General features: G+C 70.5%; 15 protein-coding genes. 9 read left to right on the plus strand and 6 right to left on the minus strand.

What is annotated here, in order from left to right:
- Positions 1-39: 39 nt before the first annotated feature.
- From ACLQ3K_RS00350 to ACLQ3K_RS00370, 5 genes are read left to right on the plus strand one after another with little or no spacing between them, the layout of a single operon-like run.
- Complete coding sequence (locus ACLQ3K_RS00350) at positions 40-1,023, plus strand: sugar-binding transcriptional regulator (RefSeq protein ID WP_425996155.1); 984 nt, start codon at positions 40-42, stop codon at positions 1,021-1,023.
- Complete coding sequence (locus ACLQ3K_RS00355; protein ID WP_425996157.1) at positions 1,020-2,405, plus strand: ABC transporter substrate-binding protein; 1,386 nt, start codon at positions 1,020-1,022, stop codon at positions 2,403-2,405. The genes ACLQ3K_RS00350 and ACLQ3K_RS00355 overlap by 4 nt, the downstream gene beginning before the upstream one ends.
- Complete coding sequence (locus tag ACLQ3K_RS00360) at positions 2,402-3,337, plus strand: carbohydrate ABC transporter permease (protein WP_425996159.1); 936 nt, start codon at positions 2,402-2,404, stop codon at positions 3,335-3,337. Before ACLQ3K_RS00355 ends, ACLQ3K_RS00360 begins: the two co-directional genes overlap by 4 nt.
- Positions 3,337-4,176 carry a carbohydrate ABC transporter permease gene (locus ACLQ3K_RS00365; protein ID WP_336671745.1) on the plus strand — a complete coding sequence of 280 codons (840 nt, stop codon included), beginning with the start codon at positions 3,337-3,339 and terminating at the stop codon, positions 4,174-4,176. The genes ACLQ3K_RS00360 and ACLQ3K_RS00365 overlap by 1 nt, the downstream gene beginning before the upstream one ends.
- 41 nt (positions 4,177-4,217) lie before the next feature.
- Positions 4,218-5,324 (plus strand): ABC transporter ATP-binding protein, encoded by a 1,107-nt coding sequence (locus ACLQ3K_RS00370; RefSeq protein ID WP_425996161.1) that lies wholly within the window; start codon positions 4,218-4,220, stop codon positions 5,322-5,324.
- A gap of 73 nt (positions 5,325-5,397) precedes the next feature.
- Here ACLQ3K_RS00370 and rpsA read toward each other — a convergent pair whose 3' ends face one another.
- Complete coding sequence (rpsA, locus tag ACLQ3K_RS00375; RefSeq protein ID WP_259144692.1) at positions 5,398-6,882, minus strand: 30S ribosomal protein S1; 1,485 nt, start codon at positions 6,880-6,882, stop codon at positions 5,398-5,400.
- A gap of 165 nt (positions 6,883-7,047) precedes the next feature.
- Here rpsA and ACLQ3K_RS00380 point away from each other — a divergent pair, with 165 nt between their 5' ends.
- The 3 genes from ACLQ3K_RS00380 to ACLQ3K_RS00390 all read left to right on the plus strand — a co-directional run bounded on the left by ACLQ3K_RS00380 (position 7,048) and on the right by ACLQ3K_RS00390 (position 8,860).
- Positions 7,048-7,833 carry a class I SAM-dependent methyltransferase gene (locus tag ACLQ3K_RS00380; protein ID WP_425997097.1) on the plus strand — a complete coding sequence of 262 codons (786 nt, stop codon included), beginning with the start codon at positions 7,048-7,050 and terminating at the stop codon, positions 7,831-7,833.
- Between the two features lie 233 nt (positions 7,834-8,066).
- Positions 8,067-8,420, plus strand: coding sequence for a hemophore-related protein (locus ACLQ3K_RS00385; protein ID WP_224651789.1), 354 nt, complete (start codon positions 8,067-8,069; stop codon positions 8,418-8,420).
- Positions 8,421-8,461: 41 nt separating this feature from the next.
- Positions 8,462-8,860 carry a hemophore-related protein gene (locus ACLQ3K_RS00390; RefSeq protein ID WP_336671747.1) on the plus strand — a complete coding sequence of 133 codons (399 nt, stop codon included), beginning with the start codon at positions 8,462-8,464 and terminating at the stop codon, positions 8,858-8,860.
- A gap of 11 nt (positions 8,861-8,871) precedes the next feature.
- On the opposite strand, the gene ACLQ3K_RS00395 is transcribed toward ACLQ3K_RS00390, so the two are convergent.
- The 4 genes from ACLQ3K_RS00395 to ACLQ3K_RS00410 form a co-directional block, all read right to left on the minus strand.
- The gene (locus ACLQ3K_RS00395) at positions 8,872-9,216 is read right to left on the minus strand and encodes a helix-turn-helix transcriptional regulator (RefSeq protein WP_336671748.1); all 345 of its coding nucleotides are present in this window, start codon (positions 9,214-9,216) and stop codon (positions 8,872-8,874) included.
- 92 nt (positions 9,217-9,308) lie between these two features.
- Positions 9,309-9,923: an HAD family hydrolase gene (locus tag ACLQ3K_RS00400; RefSeq protein ID WP_425996165.1), complete on the minus strand. Its 615-nt coding sequence runs from the start codon at positions 9,921-9,923 to the stop codon at positions 9,309-9,311.
- Positions 9,924-9,945: 22 nt separating this feature from the next.
- Positions 9,946-11,223: a reverse transcriptase family protein gene (locus ACLQ3K_RS00405; protein ID WP_425996167.1), complete on the minus strand. Its 1,278-nt coding sequence runs from the start codon at positions 11,221-11,223 to the stop codon at positions 9,946-9,948.
- A gap of 230 nt (positions 11,224-11,453) precedes the next feature.
- Positions 11,454-12,398 carry a GlxA family transcriptional regulator gene (locus tag ACLQ3K_RS00410; protein WP_425996169.1) on the minus strand — a complete coding sequence of 315 codons (945 nt, stop codon included), beginning with the start codon at positions 12,396-12,398 and terminating at the stop codon, positions 11,454-11,456.
- Positions 12,399-12,535: 137 nt separating this feature from the next.
- On the opposite strand from ACLQ3K_RS00410, the gene ACLQ3K_RS00415 reads away from it, so the two are divergent.
- A complete protein-coding gene (locus tag ACLQ3K_RS00415; RefSeq protein WP_336671751.1) occupies positions 12,536-13,171 on the plus strand; it encodes an isochorismatase family protein in 636 nt (211 codons plus the stop codon).
- A gap of 59 nt (positions 13,172-13,230) precedes the next feature.
- Here ACLQ3K_RS00415 and polA read toward each other — a convergent pair whose 3' ends face one another.
- Entirely contained in the window at positions 13,231-15,906 is a 2,676-nt protein-coding gene (gene polA / locus ACLQ3K_RS00420) for a DNA polymerase I (protein ID WP_425997099.1), read from the minus strand.
- Positions 15,907-15,924 lie beyond the last annotated feature (18 nt).

The following is a 15,924-nucleotide window of genomic DNA, read 5'->3' on the forward strand; positions in this document are numbered from 1 at the left end:
GCTAGTGAGCATTTGCTCACGCTATCGACGGAGCATCGCGTGACATCACCGCAGCGCACTCCCGGGGAACCCGGCCACGATCTGCGCCTGCTGGTGCGCGCGGCCACCATGTACCACCTCGAGGGCCTCACCCAGGCGCAGATCGCGGAGCGGCTGGGGGTCTCCCGCCCCACGGCCGGCCGCCTGGTCGCCCGGGCCCGGGCACAGGGATTGGTCACCGTCACCGTCGCGGCCCCCGCGCACCTCGCGGATTCCATCCACCCCGACCTCGAGCGCGACCTGGAGGCCGCCTTCGGGCTCACCGAGGCGCTGATCATCGCGGAGGACGCCGACGGGACACCGTCGGGCGACGCCGCGCTGGGCCGGGCGGGCGCCTCCCTGCTCGCCCGCCGCCTGCAGCCCACGGACACCTTCGGCTTCACCTGGGGCCCCGAGCAGGTGGCGGTGGCGGACGCGCTCGGCGGCGCGGCGGCCTGCGCCCGCGTGGTGCAGATGGACGGCTCGATGACCTCCGTCGAGTACCACACCGGCGTCGACCACGCCCTCGCCCGCTTCTCCGAACGCCTCGGCGCGCGGCCGGTCCGGCTCGTGGCACCGCTGTTCGCCGACCCCGACACGGTGCGCGCGCTCGAGCGCGATTCCATCGTCTCCCAAGCGCTCGCGGCCGCCCGCTCCGCAGAGGTGATGCTCTTCGGCGTCGGTTCCGTCTCCACCTCGACCACCCTCTTCGAGGGCGCGTACATCGACACCGAGGTCCTCGGCGAGCTGCACGCGCTCGGGGCCGTCGGCGAGATCGGAGGGCGCTTCTACGGGATCGACGGTGCGCCCGTCGCGTCCTCGCTCGTCGACCGCACCGTCTCGGTACCGCTGGAGGACATCCGGCGCTGCCCCACAGCGATTCTCACCTCCGGCGGCGAGCACCGCCGGGAATCGATCCTGGGCGCCCTGCGCGGCCGCTTCGCGACCACCCTGGTCACGGACCGTCCCACCGCGCAGTGGCTGCTCGCAGAACAGAAGGGATGACCGTGATCCGCAGATCCGCACGACGCCGCGCCGCGGCCGCCGGTGGCCTCGCCGCCGCGACGGCACTGCTCGCCGGCTGCTCCGGCGCGGGTGTCTTCACCGACGGGGGCGGCTCCGCCGTCACCGTGGCCATGGTGTCGAACTCGCAGATGACGGACGCGGTGGGCCTGGCCCCCGAGTTCGAACGCGCCAACCCCGGCGTGAAGCTCAAGTTCGTCACGCTCTCGGAGAACGAGGCGCGGGCCAAGATCACCGCCTCCGTCTCAACCGGCGGGGGCGAGTTCGACGTGGTGATGATCAGCAACTACGAGACCCGGATGTGGGCCCAGAACGGCTGGCTCACGGACCTCTCCTCGCTGATGGACCGCGACCCGTCGTACGACCCGGGCGACTTCATCCCGACGCTGCGCGACGCGCTCTCGTACCAGGGCCGGATGTACTCCGTGCCGTTCTACGGCGAGTCCTCGTTCCTCATGTACAACAAGCAGATGTTCGCGAAGGCGGGCATCACGCTGCCCGCCGAGCCGACCTGGCCCGAGGTCGCCGACGCGGCCCGCAAGCTGCACTCGCGCGACGTGGCGGGGATCTGCCTGCGCGGCAAGCCCGGCTGGGGCGAGGTGCTCGCGCCGCTGAACACCGTGATCAACGCCTTCGGCGGCCGCTGGTTCGACGAGCAGTGGAACCCGCAGTTCGACTCGCAGCAGATGCGCGACGCGGTGCGGTTCTACGTCGACACCGTGCGGAACTACGGCGAGGCCGGCGCCGCGTCCACCGGCTTCCAGGAGTGCGGAAACCTGTTGGCGCAGGGGCAGGCCGCGATGTGGTACGACTCCACGGCCGCCGTCTCCTCGCTGGAGAGCCCCGAGACCTCGAAGATCGCCGGGCAGGTCGGGTACCTCCCCGCGCCGAAGATGGCCAAGTCCGGCAACGGCTGGCTCTACACCTGGTCGCTCGGCATCCCGGCGAAGAGCACGCGCGCCGGCGACGCGTGGAAGTTCGTCTCCTGGATGACGAGCAAGCAGTACATCGCCGGGGTCGCCGACAAGCTCGGGCCGAGCCGCGTCCCGCCGGGCAGCCGGCTGTCGACCTACGAGCTGCCCGCCTACAAGGAGCTCTCGTCGACCTTCGCGAAGCAGACGCTCGACTCCATGCTCGCCGCCGACCAGTCCCGCCCGACGCTGGAGCCGGTGCCCTACACCGGGATCCAGTTCCTCGCGATTCCCGAGTTCCAGGATCTGGGCACCCGCGTGAGCCAGCAGATCAGCGCCGCCATCGCCGGCCAGATCTCCGTCGACGACGCGCTGGCCCAGTCGCAGAAGTACGCCGAGGTCGTCGGGAAGAGCTACCGCGACGGCCAGGAAAGGACGGGAGAGGCCCGATGACCACGACCGAGGTACGTCCCGCGGCGCCGTTGCGCTCCAAGCGCGACCGGATCACCCGCGCCGAGGCGTGGCGCCGCCGCGGGCCGCTGCTGCCCGCGCTGATCTTCATGGTGATCGTCACCCAGATCCCGTTCCTGGTGACGCTGTACTACTCCACCCAGTCGTGGAACCTGGTGCGGCCCGGGTCGCGGAAGTTCAACTGGCTGGGCAACTACGTCGAGGTGTTCCGAGACACCCAGTTCTGGACGGTCACGCTCAACACCGTGCTGCTCATCGTCGGCACCGTCGTGCTGTCGGTGATCCTCGGCCTGATCCTGGCCCTGCTGCTGGACCGGAAGTTCCTGGGGCGCGGCGTCGTCCGCACCCTGCTCATCACGCCGTTCCTGGTCACGCCGGTCGCCGCGGCGCTGCTGTGGAAGACGAGCCTGCTCTCCCCCACCAACGGCCTACTCGCCTGGGCGCTCGGTCCGCTCGGCATCCACGTCGACTGGCTCAGCGAGTACCCGCTCGCCTCCGTCGTCGCCGAACTCGTCTGGCAGTGGACGCCGTTCATGATGCTGCTCATCCTCGCGGGCCTGCAGTCCATGCCCCGGGACGTGCAGGAGGCCGCGCGGGTCGACGGCGCCACCAGCGTGCGGCTGTTCCGCGAGCTGACGCTGCCGCACCTGCGGCGGTTCATCGAGCTGGGCGCGGTGCTGGGCGCCATCTACCTGGTGAACACCTTCGACGCGGTCTACATGATGACCTCGGGCGGCCCGGGCGTCGCCAGCTCCAACCTGCCCTTCTACATCTATCAGCGTGCCTTCCTCGGCTTCGACATCGGCCAGGCCGCGGCCATGGGCGTCGTCACCGTGATCGGCACGATCGTCGTCTCGACGCTCGCGATCCGACTGATCTTCAAGAGCTTCGGCGCCGGAAAGGAAGCAGCCTGATGTCCACGACCATCGTTCCCCGCCGGCGGCGCGATCCCAAGGGCGGCGCGCTCACCGCGATCACCTGGATCATCGCCATCGGCTTCTTCTTCCCCGTGCTGTGGATGGTGCTCACCGCGTTCAAGCAGGAGAGCGACGCGGCCACGCGGCCGCCGACCCTGTTCTTCGTGCCGACCCTGGACCAGTTCAGGGCGGTGTTCGACTCCGGCATCGGCGTCCCACTGCTCAACTCCGTCTTCGCGACGGTCATCTCGACGACCCTCGTGCTGGTGCTCGGCGTGCCCGCAGCGTTCGCCCTCTCGCTGCGGCCCGTCCGCAAGACGCAGGATGCGCTGTTCTTCTTCATCAGCACGAAGATGCTGCCGATCGTGGCTGCGATCATCCCGCTGTACGTCATCGTCGGCCGGATCGGGATGCTCGACAACATCTGGACGCTGGTCATCCTCTACACCGCGATGAACCTGCCGATCGCCGTGTGGATGATGCGGTCCTTCTTCCTCGAGGTCCCGAGCGAACTGCTCGAGGCCGCCGGGATGGACGGCGCGGGCCTCTGGACCTCGGTGCGCGAGGTGATCCTCCCGATCATCTCGCCCGGCATCGCGGCCACCGCCCTGATCTGCGTGATCTTCTCGTGGAACGAATTCTTCTTCGCGGTGAACCTCACCGCGGTCAACGCCCAGACCATGCCGGTGGCCCTCACCGGATTCATGTCCGGGCAGGGCCTGTTCTGGGCCAAGCTGTCCGCCGCCTCCGTGCTGGCCGCCCTCCCCGTGGTCATCTGCGGGTGGATCGCCCAGAACAAACTGGTCCGCGGCCTGTCCTTCGGCGCCATCAAGTAGCCGCCACCACCTCTCGCCCCCTCGGATCCCCAGGAGGAACCATGGCTTCCATCACCTACGACAAGGCCTGCTGCGTCTACCCCGGCGCCGAGACCCTCGCCGTCGACTCCCTCGACCTCGACATCGCCGACGGCGAGTTCGTCGTCCTGGTCGGGCCGTCCGGCTCCGGCAAGTCGACCGCGCTGCGCATGCTCGCCGGCCTGGAGGAGATCGACTCCGGCGCGATCTCCATCGGCGGCCGCAGCATGGTGGGCGTCGCGCCCAAGGACCGCGACATCGCGATGGTCTTCCAGAACTACGCCCTGTACCCGAACAAGACGGTCGGCGAGAACATGGGCTTCGCGCTGAAGATGCGCGGCGTCCCGCTCGACGAGCGCAAGCAGAAGGTCGCCGAGGCCGCGAAGCTGCTCGACCTCACCGACTACCTCGACCGCAAGCCGGCCCGCCTCTCCGGCGGTCAGCGCCAGCGCGTCGCGATGGGCCGCGCGATCGTCCGCGAGCCGCAGGTCTTCTGCATGGACGAGCCGCTGTCGAACCTCGACGCCAAGCTCCGGGTGCAGACCCGCACGCAGATCGCCGCGCTCCAGCGCCGCCTGGGCACGACCACCGTCTACGTCACGCACGACCAGGTCGAGGCGATGACGATGGGCGACCGCGTCGCCGTGCTCAAGTTCGGGGTGCTCCAGCAGTTCGCGACGCCCGCCGAGCTCTACGACCGCCCCACGAACGCCTTCGTGGCCGGCTTCATCGGCTCACCGGCGATGAACCTGTTCACGGCGCCCGTCCGCGACGGGGCGATCGTCGTGGCGGGCGGCACCGTCGACCTGGATGCGGAAGCGCGGGCCGCGCTCCGCACCTCCGGCCTGGACCGCGTGACCGTCGGCATCCGCCCCGAGAGCCTCGGCCTCGCGGGACCGGACGCGGGCGTGGCCGGAACCGTCGCGATCATGGAGGACCTCGGGAGCGACACCTTCGTCTACGCGAGTGTGGAGGATCCCGGCGTGGCCGGCGTCGACGGCGCGCCCGTCACGCTGGTGGCGCGGTGCCCGCGGCGCACGGCGGCCCGGATCGGCGACGGCGTGCGGCTCGCCCAGATCGAGCCCGCGGTGCACCTGTTCCATCCGGACACCGGCGACCGCCTCAATTAGGAGCCCGGAAACGGGGAACGCCCCGCATCCTGCGAAGGATGCGGGGCGTTCAGCGTCGATGCGGTGAAGCGGATCAGGCGTTGCCCGACAGCTTCTCGCGGAGAGCAGCGAGCTGCGCATCGCTGGCCAGCGAACCGCCGGTGCTCTGCGGGGCCTCGTTGCCACCACGGTCGTTCGAGGACGACTCGCTCGAGTAGTTCGCGCCACCCGCGGCCGGACCACCGGCAGCGGCCTCGGCGGCCTCGTCGGCCGCGAACTTCTCCATCTGCGCGGTGTGCATCTTGTGGCGGCGCTCCGCCTCGGCGTAGCGACCCTCCCACTCCTCGCGCTGCTTGTCGAAGCCCTCGAGCCACTCGTTGGTCTCGGGATCGAAGCCCTCGGGGAAGATGTACTCGCCGTTCTCGTCGTAGCTGTCGGCCATGCCGTACTTCGACGGGTCGAACTCCTCCGCGTAGTCCTCGTTGGCCTGCTTGAGGCTCAGCGAGATACGACGACGCTCGAGGTCGATGTCGATGACGCGCACCATGGCGTCGTCGCCGACCGAGACGACCTGGTCCGGGACCTCGACGTGGCGCTCGGCCAGCTCCGAGATGTGGACGAGGCCCTCGATGCCCTCCTCGACGCGGACGAAGGCGCCGAACGGGACGAGCTTGGTGACCTTGCCGGGCACGATCTGGCCGATGGCGTGGGTCCGGGCGAACTGACGCCACGGATCCTCCTGGGTCGCCTTGAGCGACAGCGAGACGCGCTCGCGGTCCAGGTCGACGTCGAGGACCTCGACGGTGACCTCGTCGCCCACGGTGACCACCTCGGACGGGTGATCGATGTGCTTCCAGGAGAGCTCGGAGACGTGGACGAGGCCGTCGACGCCGCCCAGGTCCACGAAGGCACCGAAGTTGACGATGGAGGACACGACGCCCTTGCGGACCTGGCCCTTCTGGAGCTGGTGCAGGAACTCGCTGCGGACCTCGGACTGGGTCTGCTCGAGCCACGCACGACGCGACAGGACCACGTTGTTGCGGTTCTTGTCGAGCTCGATGATCTTCGCCTCGATCTCCTTGCCGATGTACGGCTGGAGGTCGCGCACACGACGCATCTCGACCAGCGAGGCCGGGAGGAAGCCGCGGAGGCCGATGTCCAGGATGAGACCACCCTTGACCACCTCGATGACGGTGCCCTTGACGGCCTCGTCCTTCTCCTTGAGCTCCTCGATCGTGCCCCAGGCGCGCTCGTACTGCGCACGCTTCTTGGACAGGATCAAGCGGCCTTCCTTGTCCTCCTTGGTGAGGACGAGAGCCTCGACGGCATCGCCGACGTTGACGACCTCGGACGGGTCGACGTCGTGCTTGATGCTCAGCTCGCGGGAGGGGATGACGCCCTCGGTCTTGTAACCGATGTCGAGCAGGACCTCGTCACGGTCGACCTTGACGATGGTGCCCTCGACGATGTCGCCATCGTTGAAGTACTTGATCGTGGCGTCGATCGCGGCGAGGAAATCCTCCGCGGTGCCGATGTCGTTGACGGCGACCTGCGGGGACGTAACGGTGGTGGTGGGCATTGGGTAAGTTGCTCCGGACAGGGTGCTAGTAGTTTGGTCGAGATCGCGCACGCATGGGCACACGCGTGGACTAGGCTACTCCACCGCGCGCAACCTGGGCAAACCGCCCTCGCCGCACCCGCCGCCGAGAGGTTCACTCCCGTGTCTCACCGCCCCAAACCGGACATGCGCCGCGACAGTGCCGGTTCCGAGGCCACGAACCGTTCCTGGTGGGACTCGGACGCCGAGGCCTACCACGCTGAGCACGCCGCCTTCCTGGGCGTGGACGCCGCCGACGGCGAGTTCGTCTGGTGCCCCGAGGGCGTGCGCGAGTCCGACGCCGGGCTGCTCGGCACCGTCGGGCCCGGGACCACGGCGGTGGAGATCGGCTGCGGCAGCGCCCCGTGCGCCCGATGGCTCGCCGCGCAGGGCGCGACGGTGGTCGGGATCGACATCTCGGCCGGCATGCTCCGGCGCGGGATGCCGCACGTGCGCGGCGGCAATCCCCTCCTGGTCCAAGCCGGGGCCGAGAATCTCCCCGTCGCCGACGGTGCCGCCGACGTCGTCTGCTCGGCCTTCGGCGCGATCCCCTTCGTCGCCGACTCCGCACGGGTGATGACGGAGGCGCACCGCGTGCTGCGCCCCGGCGGCCGCTTCGTCTTCTCCGTGAACCACCCGATGCGCTGGATGTTCCTCGACGATCCGGGGCCGGACGGCCTCGTCGCGACCCTGTCCTACTTCGACCGGTCGCCGTACGTCGAGACGGACGACGCCAGCCTCCCCACGTACGTCGAACACCACCGGACGATGGGCGACCGGATCCGGGAGATCGTCGGCGCGGGCCTGCAGGTGGTGGACGTGATCGAGCCGGAGTGGCCCGAGGGCTTCACCCGGGAGTGGGGCCAGTGGAGTCCCCTGCGCGGCGAGATGTTCCCCGGTACGGCGATCTTCGTGTGCGTGAAGCCCCACTGATTCGTTGCGATTACCGCACGGACCCGCGGCTCCCTGCCGACACTGGACCGGACCGTCGAACAGCCAGGTCAACGACGTCATCCACGCCGTGGATGCGCCCGCCAACGACAGCACTTACCCGGGTTTCAGTCGGACCCCACCGGGTTGGTTTTGCCCCTCGCCGTGCTTTCGCGGCCCCCGGCGAACCGGTAGTCTCGCGGGGCAGTCGTCACCGCCCCGAACAGGAGACAGTCATGAACCGGATCCGCATCGCCGCCGCGGTCGCAGCCCTCGCCGGAGCCCTCGCCGTGGTCCCCGCCGTCGCATCCGCCGCTCCGACCGACAAGGTCCCCGGCACCAAGTGCACCGTCGCGCAGGTCGAACGCGCCACCCAGGTCATCGCCCCCGAGGCGATCGCGGTCATGGACGCCACCCCGGGCGGCCGCGACCAGGCGACCGAACTCCTCACCGCCAAGCCCGAGGATCGCCAAGCGATCATCGACCGGCTGACCAAGGACAACCCGGCCGCGGCCGCCTACTACAAGGCCAACCGCACCGACATCGACGCGAAGATCGCCAAGGTCATCGCGACCTGCGACAAGTACTGACCCTTCACCTCCGAACGCCGCCACCGAAAGGCACCACCCGCATGACCTTCCGCCGCACCGCCGCCACTGCCGCCGTCCTCGGCGCGATCGCCCTGGCCGGCGCGCCGCTCGCCGCCGCCGCTCCGACGCCGAAGCCCGCGCCCAAGCCGAACGCCGCGTCGGCGCGCGCAGTGCCCGGCACCTCGTGCACGGTCGGCCAGCTGCGGGCCGCGATCGACCGTTCGTCCCCCGGCCTGGCCAAGCGCCTCGAGGAGGCCGCCGGCGGCCCGCAGGAGTTCGCGGACATCGCCGCCTCGGACGGGCTGACCCGCCAGCTCCGCGTTGCCGCCCTCGCCTTCCGCGGCACCGGCTCGGCCATGAGCCTGGCCGGCGAGCAGGCGAACGTGCAGCGCGCCGTCGCCGACGCCTACCGCACTTGCGGCTCCGCGAAGGCCAAGTAGCCCCTCGACGGTCAGCCCTCGTCGAGGGCTGACCGCAGCGTCGCCTCGACCGCCGCGATCGCCTTGCCCGACGCCTGTTCCGGCGAACGGCTCGCGACCCGACGGTCGAGATCCGGCATCAGGAGAGCCGGCGGCACGTCCAGCGCCGCCGCCAGCCGGTAGACCGTGGACATGTGCGGGTCCGAGACCCCGTCGTTCGAGCTCACGTTGCGCTCGATGTTCGAGATCTGATTCCGATGCAGCCCCGCCGACTCGGCGAGCTTCTCCTGCGACAGCCCGCGCGACTTGCGCAGCGTCACCAAACGGCGAGCCAGCGAGTCCCCGTAGGTGTTCCACTCGATCTTCCGCGCCTTCATCGGATATACGGTGTCCGATGCTCCCCCGATTGTCTGCCCCATAGGTTATGCAATATCAAACCCTGGGGCGAATGTCCAGTTCTCGGACGTTTTCAGGTGGCCGCGTAGTCGGGCAGCAGCGCGACGACCTCGGCCAGATGGCCGACGGTGCGCGCCGCCCCGGCCCGCAGAAGCGCGTCGTCGTCGAACTCGCCGGTGGTGACGCCGATGAACGGGCACCCGGCCGACCGCGCCGCCGCCGCGTCCTCCACGTGATCACCGAGGTAGGCGCGGACGTTCCCGAATCGGCGCAGCGCCTCCCCCTTCTGCTCCCCGAAGTGCCCGCCCACGACGGCGCTGACGTCGAGGCCCGCGTCTGCGACGGCGCGCTCCGCGGCGGCCTGCTGCTTCGCGGACACGACGACCGACGCACCGCCCGCCGCCCGGATCGCCGCGAGGAGTTCCTCCGCGCCCGGCAGAACGGGGACCGGCGTCGTCGAATCCGTGTCGTAGTGCTGCCGGTAGCGCCGCAGGAACCGGTCCGCATCGATCCCCGGAACCACCTCGCGCGCGACGTCGTCGATGGGGACGCCCATGTGCGGCAGGAGCACCTCGTCGTCCACCGCATGACCGAGATCCGCGAAGGCGCGCTGCGCCGCGGTGAGGATGCGCTGCCGTGAGTCGATCAGCGTGAGGTCGAGGTCGAAGCCGATGGTGAACACGGTCATCCACGCTACGCCCCGGTCGATGTCACCAGTACACGCGCGCGGCCAGGTTCAGGAGGCGCTCGCGCCTGTGCTCGTTCCCCTGTGCGACCCAGGCGATCCGGCCGTAGACGTGGGCGCGGAAGTCGGCATGGCCGTCGCGGTTCTGGCTCGCGGCGCCGAACCTTGCCGCGTTGTGCAGCAGGGCGCGGAGATCGTCGTACTCGCCCCGCGGGATCTGGGCACGCGCGTTGACAACCACGCCGGCGAGCTCCTGCCGGGCGCCGGCGCGCATGATCCGGGTCTTCCGCGGGTTCACCGAGAGCCCCTCCGACGCCACGATCTTCGGCACCACCCCGGCGATCAGCGACGAATCCAGTGCGCCGGAGAAGGCGAGGTCGTCGCCGTATCGGGTGTACCGCGCGCCCTGCGACCGCGCGAGTCCGGTCAGTCGGGCGTCCAGTCGCCGGAGCACGAGGTTCACCAGCGCGGGCGAGGTGGGCGCGCCCTGCGGCAGATGCCGGCCGCGCAGCGCCGCCGCCTGCCACGGGTCGAGGCCGCGGAGCTCGTCGCCGGGCGTGGCGACGGTGCACAGGTCCGCGAGGACCGCTGCCACCGGCGCCGGGTGACCGAGGCGGCGGAAGGCGGCCCGGACGCGGGGAGCGGTCACCGTCGGGAAGCAGTCGTGGAGGTCGAGCCGGACGACGGACCGCGTGCCGACGTGCGGGGCGGCGTAGGCGAGGACCGATCCGCCGGGCCGGAAGCCGCGGGCCGCGGGATGGGCGCCGGCGTCGTCGAGGACGCGGCGGAGGATCCGGCGCTGGGCCTCGGCGAGTCGCGGCTTGGGCGCTTCGATCACACGGACTCCCCCGGCGGGCTTGGCGATCCGCCGAACCCGATAGTGCCGCAGCGGCCGACCCGCGTGCCGGAGCCATTGCCCATGATCGGCGAACCACTCGAGCTCCGGGATGGTCAGGTCCAGCATGCGGGCGATCGACGCGACGTCGGGCAGAGCGATCCCTGGAGGAGTTCCGGACCCCTTCGATTCGAGCAGTTGGACGGTGCGGTGCGCCTCGAGCGCCGAGAGGAGTACGTTGCGGTCCGCCGCGACGGGGAGGTCGTCGACGATGCTGAGCGGCGGCGCCGGATGCTCTGCCAGGAGCGTCCGCGCGACGGGCACCGCGTGATCGACGGGCACGAGGTCCGCGACGGCCGCGGCGACGAACTCCTCGGTCCACTGCGCCGCAGTGAAGAACTCGACGCGGTCGGCGATCGCGTACCGCCACGCGCGCGGCAGACGCCGCGAGAGCTCGACGCCCGTCATGCCCGGGATGCGAACGCCGCTCGGGTGACCTGGAACAAGGTCCCGGAGCGCCGTGTGGTGCGCGCAGCGCACGCGCCGGCGTGGGACGCAGGGTGTGACTGTGCGGTGCCCCCAGCGGTTACCGCTGGGACGGATCGCGAGGATCCCTCCTCGCCCGAGCGGCGTCGCATGAATCCAGAGTGCCACACCCGGCCGTGGTGATGCACAGTTCCGGACGTCGACAGGCCCGCTCAGTGCGACTCGGTGAACCGGTGGCGGTAGGACGTCGGCGTGGTCGAGTAACGCCGGACGAAGTTCTGCCGGAAGGTCACCGTGCTGGCGAAGCCGCTGGCCCGGGCGATCCGGTCGATGCTCCAGGCGGTGTTCTCGAGCAGGCGCCGCGACTCGTCGAGGCGACGGCTGAGTACCCACTTCGCGGGGCTCACACCCACACTCTCCTGGAACCTGCGCGCGAAGTTCCGCGGGCTCATGTTCACCCGCGCCGCGAGATCGTCGACCGTGAGCGGGGCGTCGAGGTTCGCCAGCGCCCAGGTCGTCGCGATCCCGATGGGTCCCTCACCCGCGGCGGGCACGGGGCGGTCGATGTACTGCGCCTGGTCGCCGTCCCGGTGCGGCGCGATCACCAGGTACCGGGCCAGCGCCGTCGCCGCCGTCGATCCGAGCCTCGTCCGCACCACGTGCAGGCACGCGTCCAGCGCCGAGGCGGTACCGGCCGAGGTGAGGACGTCGCCGTGGTCCACGTAGAGGCCCTCCGCCCGCACCGTGACCGCCGGATACCGCTGCGCGAGCTCGGTCTCCGAGGCCCAGTGGGTGGTCGCGGTGCGGCCGTCGAGGATGCCCGAGGCGACGACCGGGAAGGCGCCGAGGCAGAGGCCGGCGATCATCGCGCCCCGGGCGTGCGCTGTGCGGATCTCCTCGAGCAGGTCCGTGGAGGGCTCCGGCAGATCGGTCGGCCAGGAGGGGAAGACGAGGAGGTCGGCCGCGTGGGCCGCCGCCCGGTCCGCGGTGGCGATGGTGACGCCGTCGAGCCCGCGGACGGGGCCTCCGCCCGTGCTCCAGATGCCGGCGTCCCAGTCGGAGGCGAGTCCCAGGCGCCCCACCTCGCCGAAGGCGATGAGGGGCGTGGACAGGTGGAACATCGAGATGCCGTCGAAGGCGTGGACTGCGATCTGCACCGGCGGTTGTCCTGAATCCATCGAAGATGAGTAATTCTGCCACTCACACTACCCCGCGGCAGGGCGCGAGTATGGAATCCGAGCGGAACAGCACCACCCGCCCACGCATCCGATTCCCATGGACAGGAGCAGATCCCATGACCGCACCCCGCCGCGCCCTCATCGTCATCGACGTGCAGAACGAGTACTTCGACGCGGACCGCCCGCTCGCCGTGGCGTACCCGCCTCGCGACGAATCGCTCAAGCGGGTCCTCACCGCGATGGACGCCGCGCGCGACGCGGGCGTTCCCGTGGTGACCGTCGCGCACGTCTGGCCCGCGGGTTCACCCGTCTTCGCGGAGGGCGCCGAGGAGACCCGCCTGCACCCGGACGTCGCCGCCCGCAGCGACGCGGTGGCCGCGCACGTCGTGAAGCAGCGCTCGAGCGTGCTCACCTCCGAGGGCCTGCCGGAGTGGCTGCGCAAGAACGCCATCGACACGCTGACCCTCGTCGGCTACATGACGAACAACTGCGTCCTGGCCAGCGCCGCCGGGGCGGAACCCGAGGGCCTCGCCGTCGAGGTGCTCTCGGACGCCACCGGCGCGATCCACCTCGCGAACGCCGCCGGCAGCGCCTCGGCGCAGCAGGTCCACGAGACGCTCATGGTGCTGCTCCACTCGAACTGGGCGGCGGTCGCCGACACCGACGCGTGGATCGACGCGGTCGCGGCGGGACGCCCGTTGGAGAAGAGCGACCTCGGCTCCTCCGCCGTGCAGGGCCGCGCCGAGCACTGATCCCCGAGACCCCTCGCGGGCGGCGCCTACCGCCCGCGAGGCGCGGTACCTCGCCGCGCCTAGTGCGCGGCGTCGTCCCAGCTGCGGCCGTAGCCGACCGAGACCTCCAGCGGCACCGAGAGCTCCGCGGCGCCGCCCATCGTGTCGCGGACCAGCGCTTCGAGCTGCTCCCGCTCGCCCGCGGCCACCTCGAGCACGAGCTCGTCGTGCACCTGCAGCAACATGCGCGACGTCAGGCCGGCGGCGGCGATCCTCTCCTGCAGCCGGATCATCGCGACCTTGATGATGTCGGCGGCGCTGCCCTGGATCGGAGCGTTGAGGGCCATCCGCTCGGCGGCCTCGCGGCGCATCCGGTTGGTCGACGTGAGATCCGGCAGGTACCGGCGGCGGCCGTAGATGGTCTCCGTGTACTCGTTGCGCGTGGCCTCCGTGACCACGTCCTGGAGGTAGTCCCGCACCCCGCCGAACCGGGAGAAGTACGCCTCCATCTGGTCCTTCGCCTCGTCGCGCGAGATCTTCAGCTGCGCGGCGAGGCCGAACGCCGAGAGCCCGTAGGCCAGGCCGTAGGACATCGCCTTGACCCGGCGCCGCATGTCGGGCGTGACCTCGTCGATCGGGACGCCGAAGGCCTTCGAGCCGACGAAGTTGTGCAGGTCCTCGCCGGTGTTGAAGGCCTCGATCAGCCCCTCGTCGCCGGAGAGGTGCGCCATGATCCGCATCTCGATCTGGCTGTAGTCGGCCGTCATCAGCGTTTCGAAGCCCTCGCCCGCGACGAAGGCGTGCCGGATCTGCCGGCCCGCCTCCGTGCGCACGGGGATGTTCTGCAGGTTCGGATCGGTCGACGAGAGCCGGCCGGTGGCGGCCACCGTCTGATTGAACGTGGAGTGGATCCGGCCGTCCGAGGCGACCGTCTTGAGCAGGCCCTCGACGGTGACCTTGAGCCGCGTCGCGTCGCGGTGCTCCAGCAGGTACTGCAGGAACGGGTGCGGCTCCTTCTCGTACAGCGCCTCGAGCGCCGCCGCGTCGGTGGTGTACCCGGTCTTGGTCTTCTTCGTCTTCGGCAGGCCCAGCTTCTCGAACAGGATCACCTGCAGCTGCTTGGGCGAGCCCAGGTTGATCTGCTCCCCGATCTCCTCGAACGCGGAGGCCTCGGCCGCGCGGATCCGCTCGCTGAACTCGCTGTGCAGCGACTCGAGGTGCGCGGTGTCGACCGCGATGCCGGTGGATTCCATGACGTCGAGCACGCGGAGCAGCGGCAGCTCCATCTCCGCGAGCAGCGGTCGCGACTCGATGTTGTCGAGCTCGCCGTCGAGCGCGTCCGCCAGGTCGGCGACGGCGCGGGCCCGCAGGATTGCCTGCTGCGCCTTCTCTCCCGCCGAATCGTCCGGATCGTCGAGGAGCGAGAGCTGCGAGTCGTCGCCCGCGGTCTCGACCCGCAGCTCGCGGTGCAGGTACCGCACCGAGAGGTCGTCGAGGTTGAAGGTGCGCTGGCCGGGGCGCACCAGGTACGCGGCGATCGCGGTGTCCGACGTGAGGCCGCCGAGCGTCCAGCCGCGGCTGGACAGCGCGTGCATGGCCCACTTGGCCTCGTGCGCGGCCTTGGGCTGCGCCTCGTCGGCCAACCAGGCGCCGAGCGCGGCCTCGTCGTGCGGGGTCAGCGAGGAGAGCTCGATGTACCCGCCCTCGCCGTCGGGGGCCGCGATCACGACGGCCTCCGCGTCACCGTCGACCACGACCTCCGGGCCGACGACGCCGAGCCCGGACCGCGCGCCCGAGGCGCCGTGCTCCGCGAGCCACTCGGCGACGGTGCCGGCCGCGACGATGCCGCCGGAGATCTCGAAACCCTCGTCGGCCTCCGGCTCCGTGCTGGCGAGCTCGGTGAAGATCCGCTCGCGCAGCACCCGGAACTCGAGGTCGTCGAAGAGCTGGTGGATGGCCTCGCGGTTCCACGGCTGCAGCTCCAGCTCCTCCGGGGTGTAGGGCAGCGTCATGTCCCGCACCATCTCGGTGATCTGTCGGTTGAGCTGGACGGTTGCGAGGTTCTCCCGCAGCGAGTCGCCGACCTTGCCCTTGACCTTGTCGACGTTCGTGACCAGGCCCTCGAGGTTCCCGTACTCGCGGATCCACTTGGCGGCGGTCTTCTCGCCGACGCCCGGGATGCCGGGCAGGTTGTCCGACGGGTCTCCCCGCAGCGCGGCGTAATCCGGGTACTGCGCCGGGGTGAGGCCGTACTTGGCCTCCACCTCCTCGGGGGTGAACCTGGTGAGGTCCGAGACGCCCTTGCGCGGATAGAGGACGGTGACGTCGTCGTTCACGAGCTGCAGCGCGTCGCGGTCACCCGTGACGATGAGGACCTTGAAGCCCTGCTCCTGGGCCCGGGTGGTCATCGTGGCGATGATGTCGTCCGCCTCGAAGCCCTCCTGCGCCATGGTGGGGATGCCCATGGCGCCGAGAACGTCCTTCACCACGTCCACCTGGCCGCGGAAGTCGTCCGGCGCGGAGCTGCGCTGCGCCTTGTACTCGGGGAACATCTCGGCGCGGAAGGTCTGCCGGGAGACGTCGAAGGCCGCGGCGACGTAGCCGGGCGCCTCCTCCTTGAGCAGCTTGATCAGCATCGACGTGAAGCCGTACACCGCGTTGGTCGGCTGCCCCGACTTCGTGCGGAAGCGGCCACCGTCGAGCGGGAGCGCGAAGAAGGCGCGGAACGCCATCGAGTGCCCGTCGATCAGCAGCATCGTGGGCTTGGTCGAGGA

Source organism: Tsukamurella sp. DT100 (assembly GCF_049844855.1).
Classification (GTDB): Bacteria; Actinomycetota; Actinomycetes; order Mycobacteriales; family Mycobacteriaceae; genus Tsukamurella.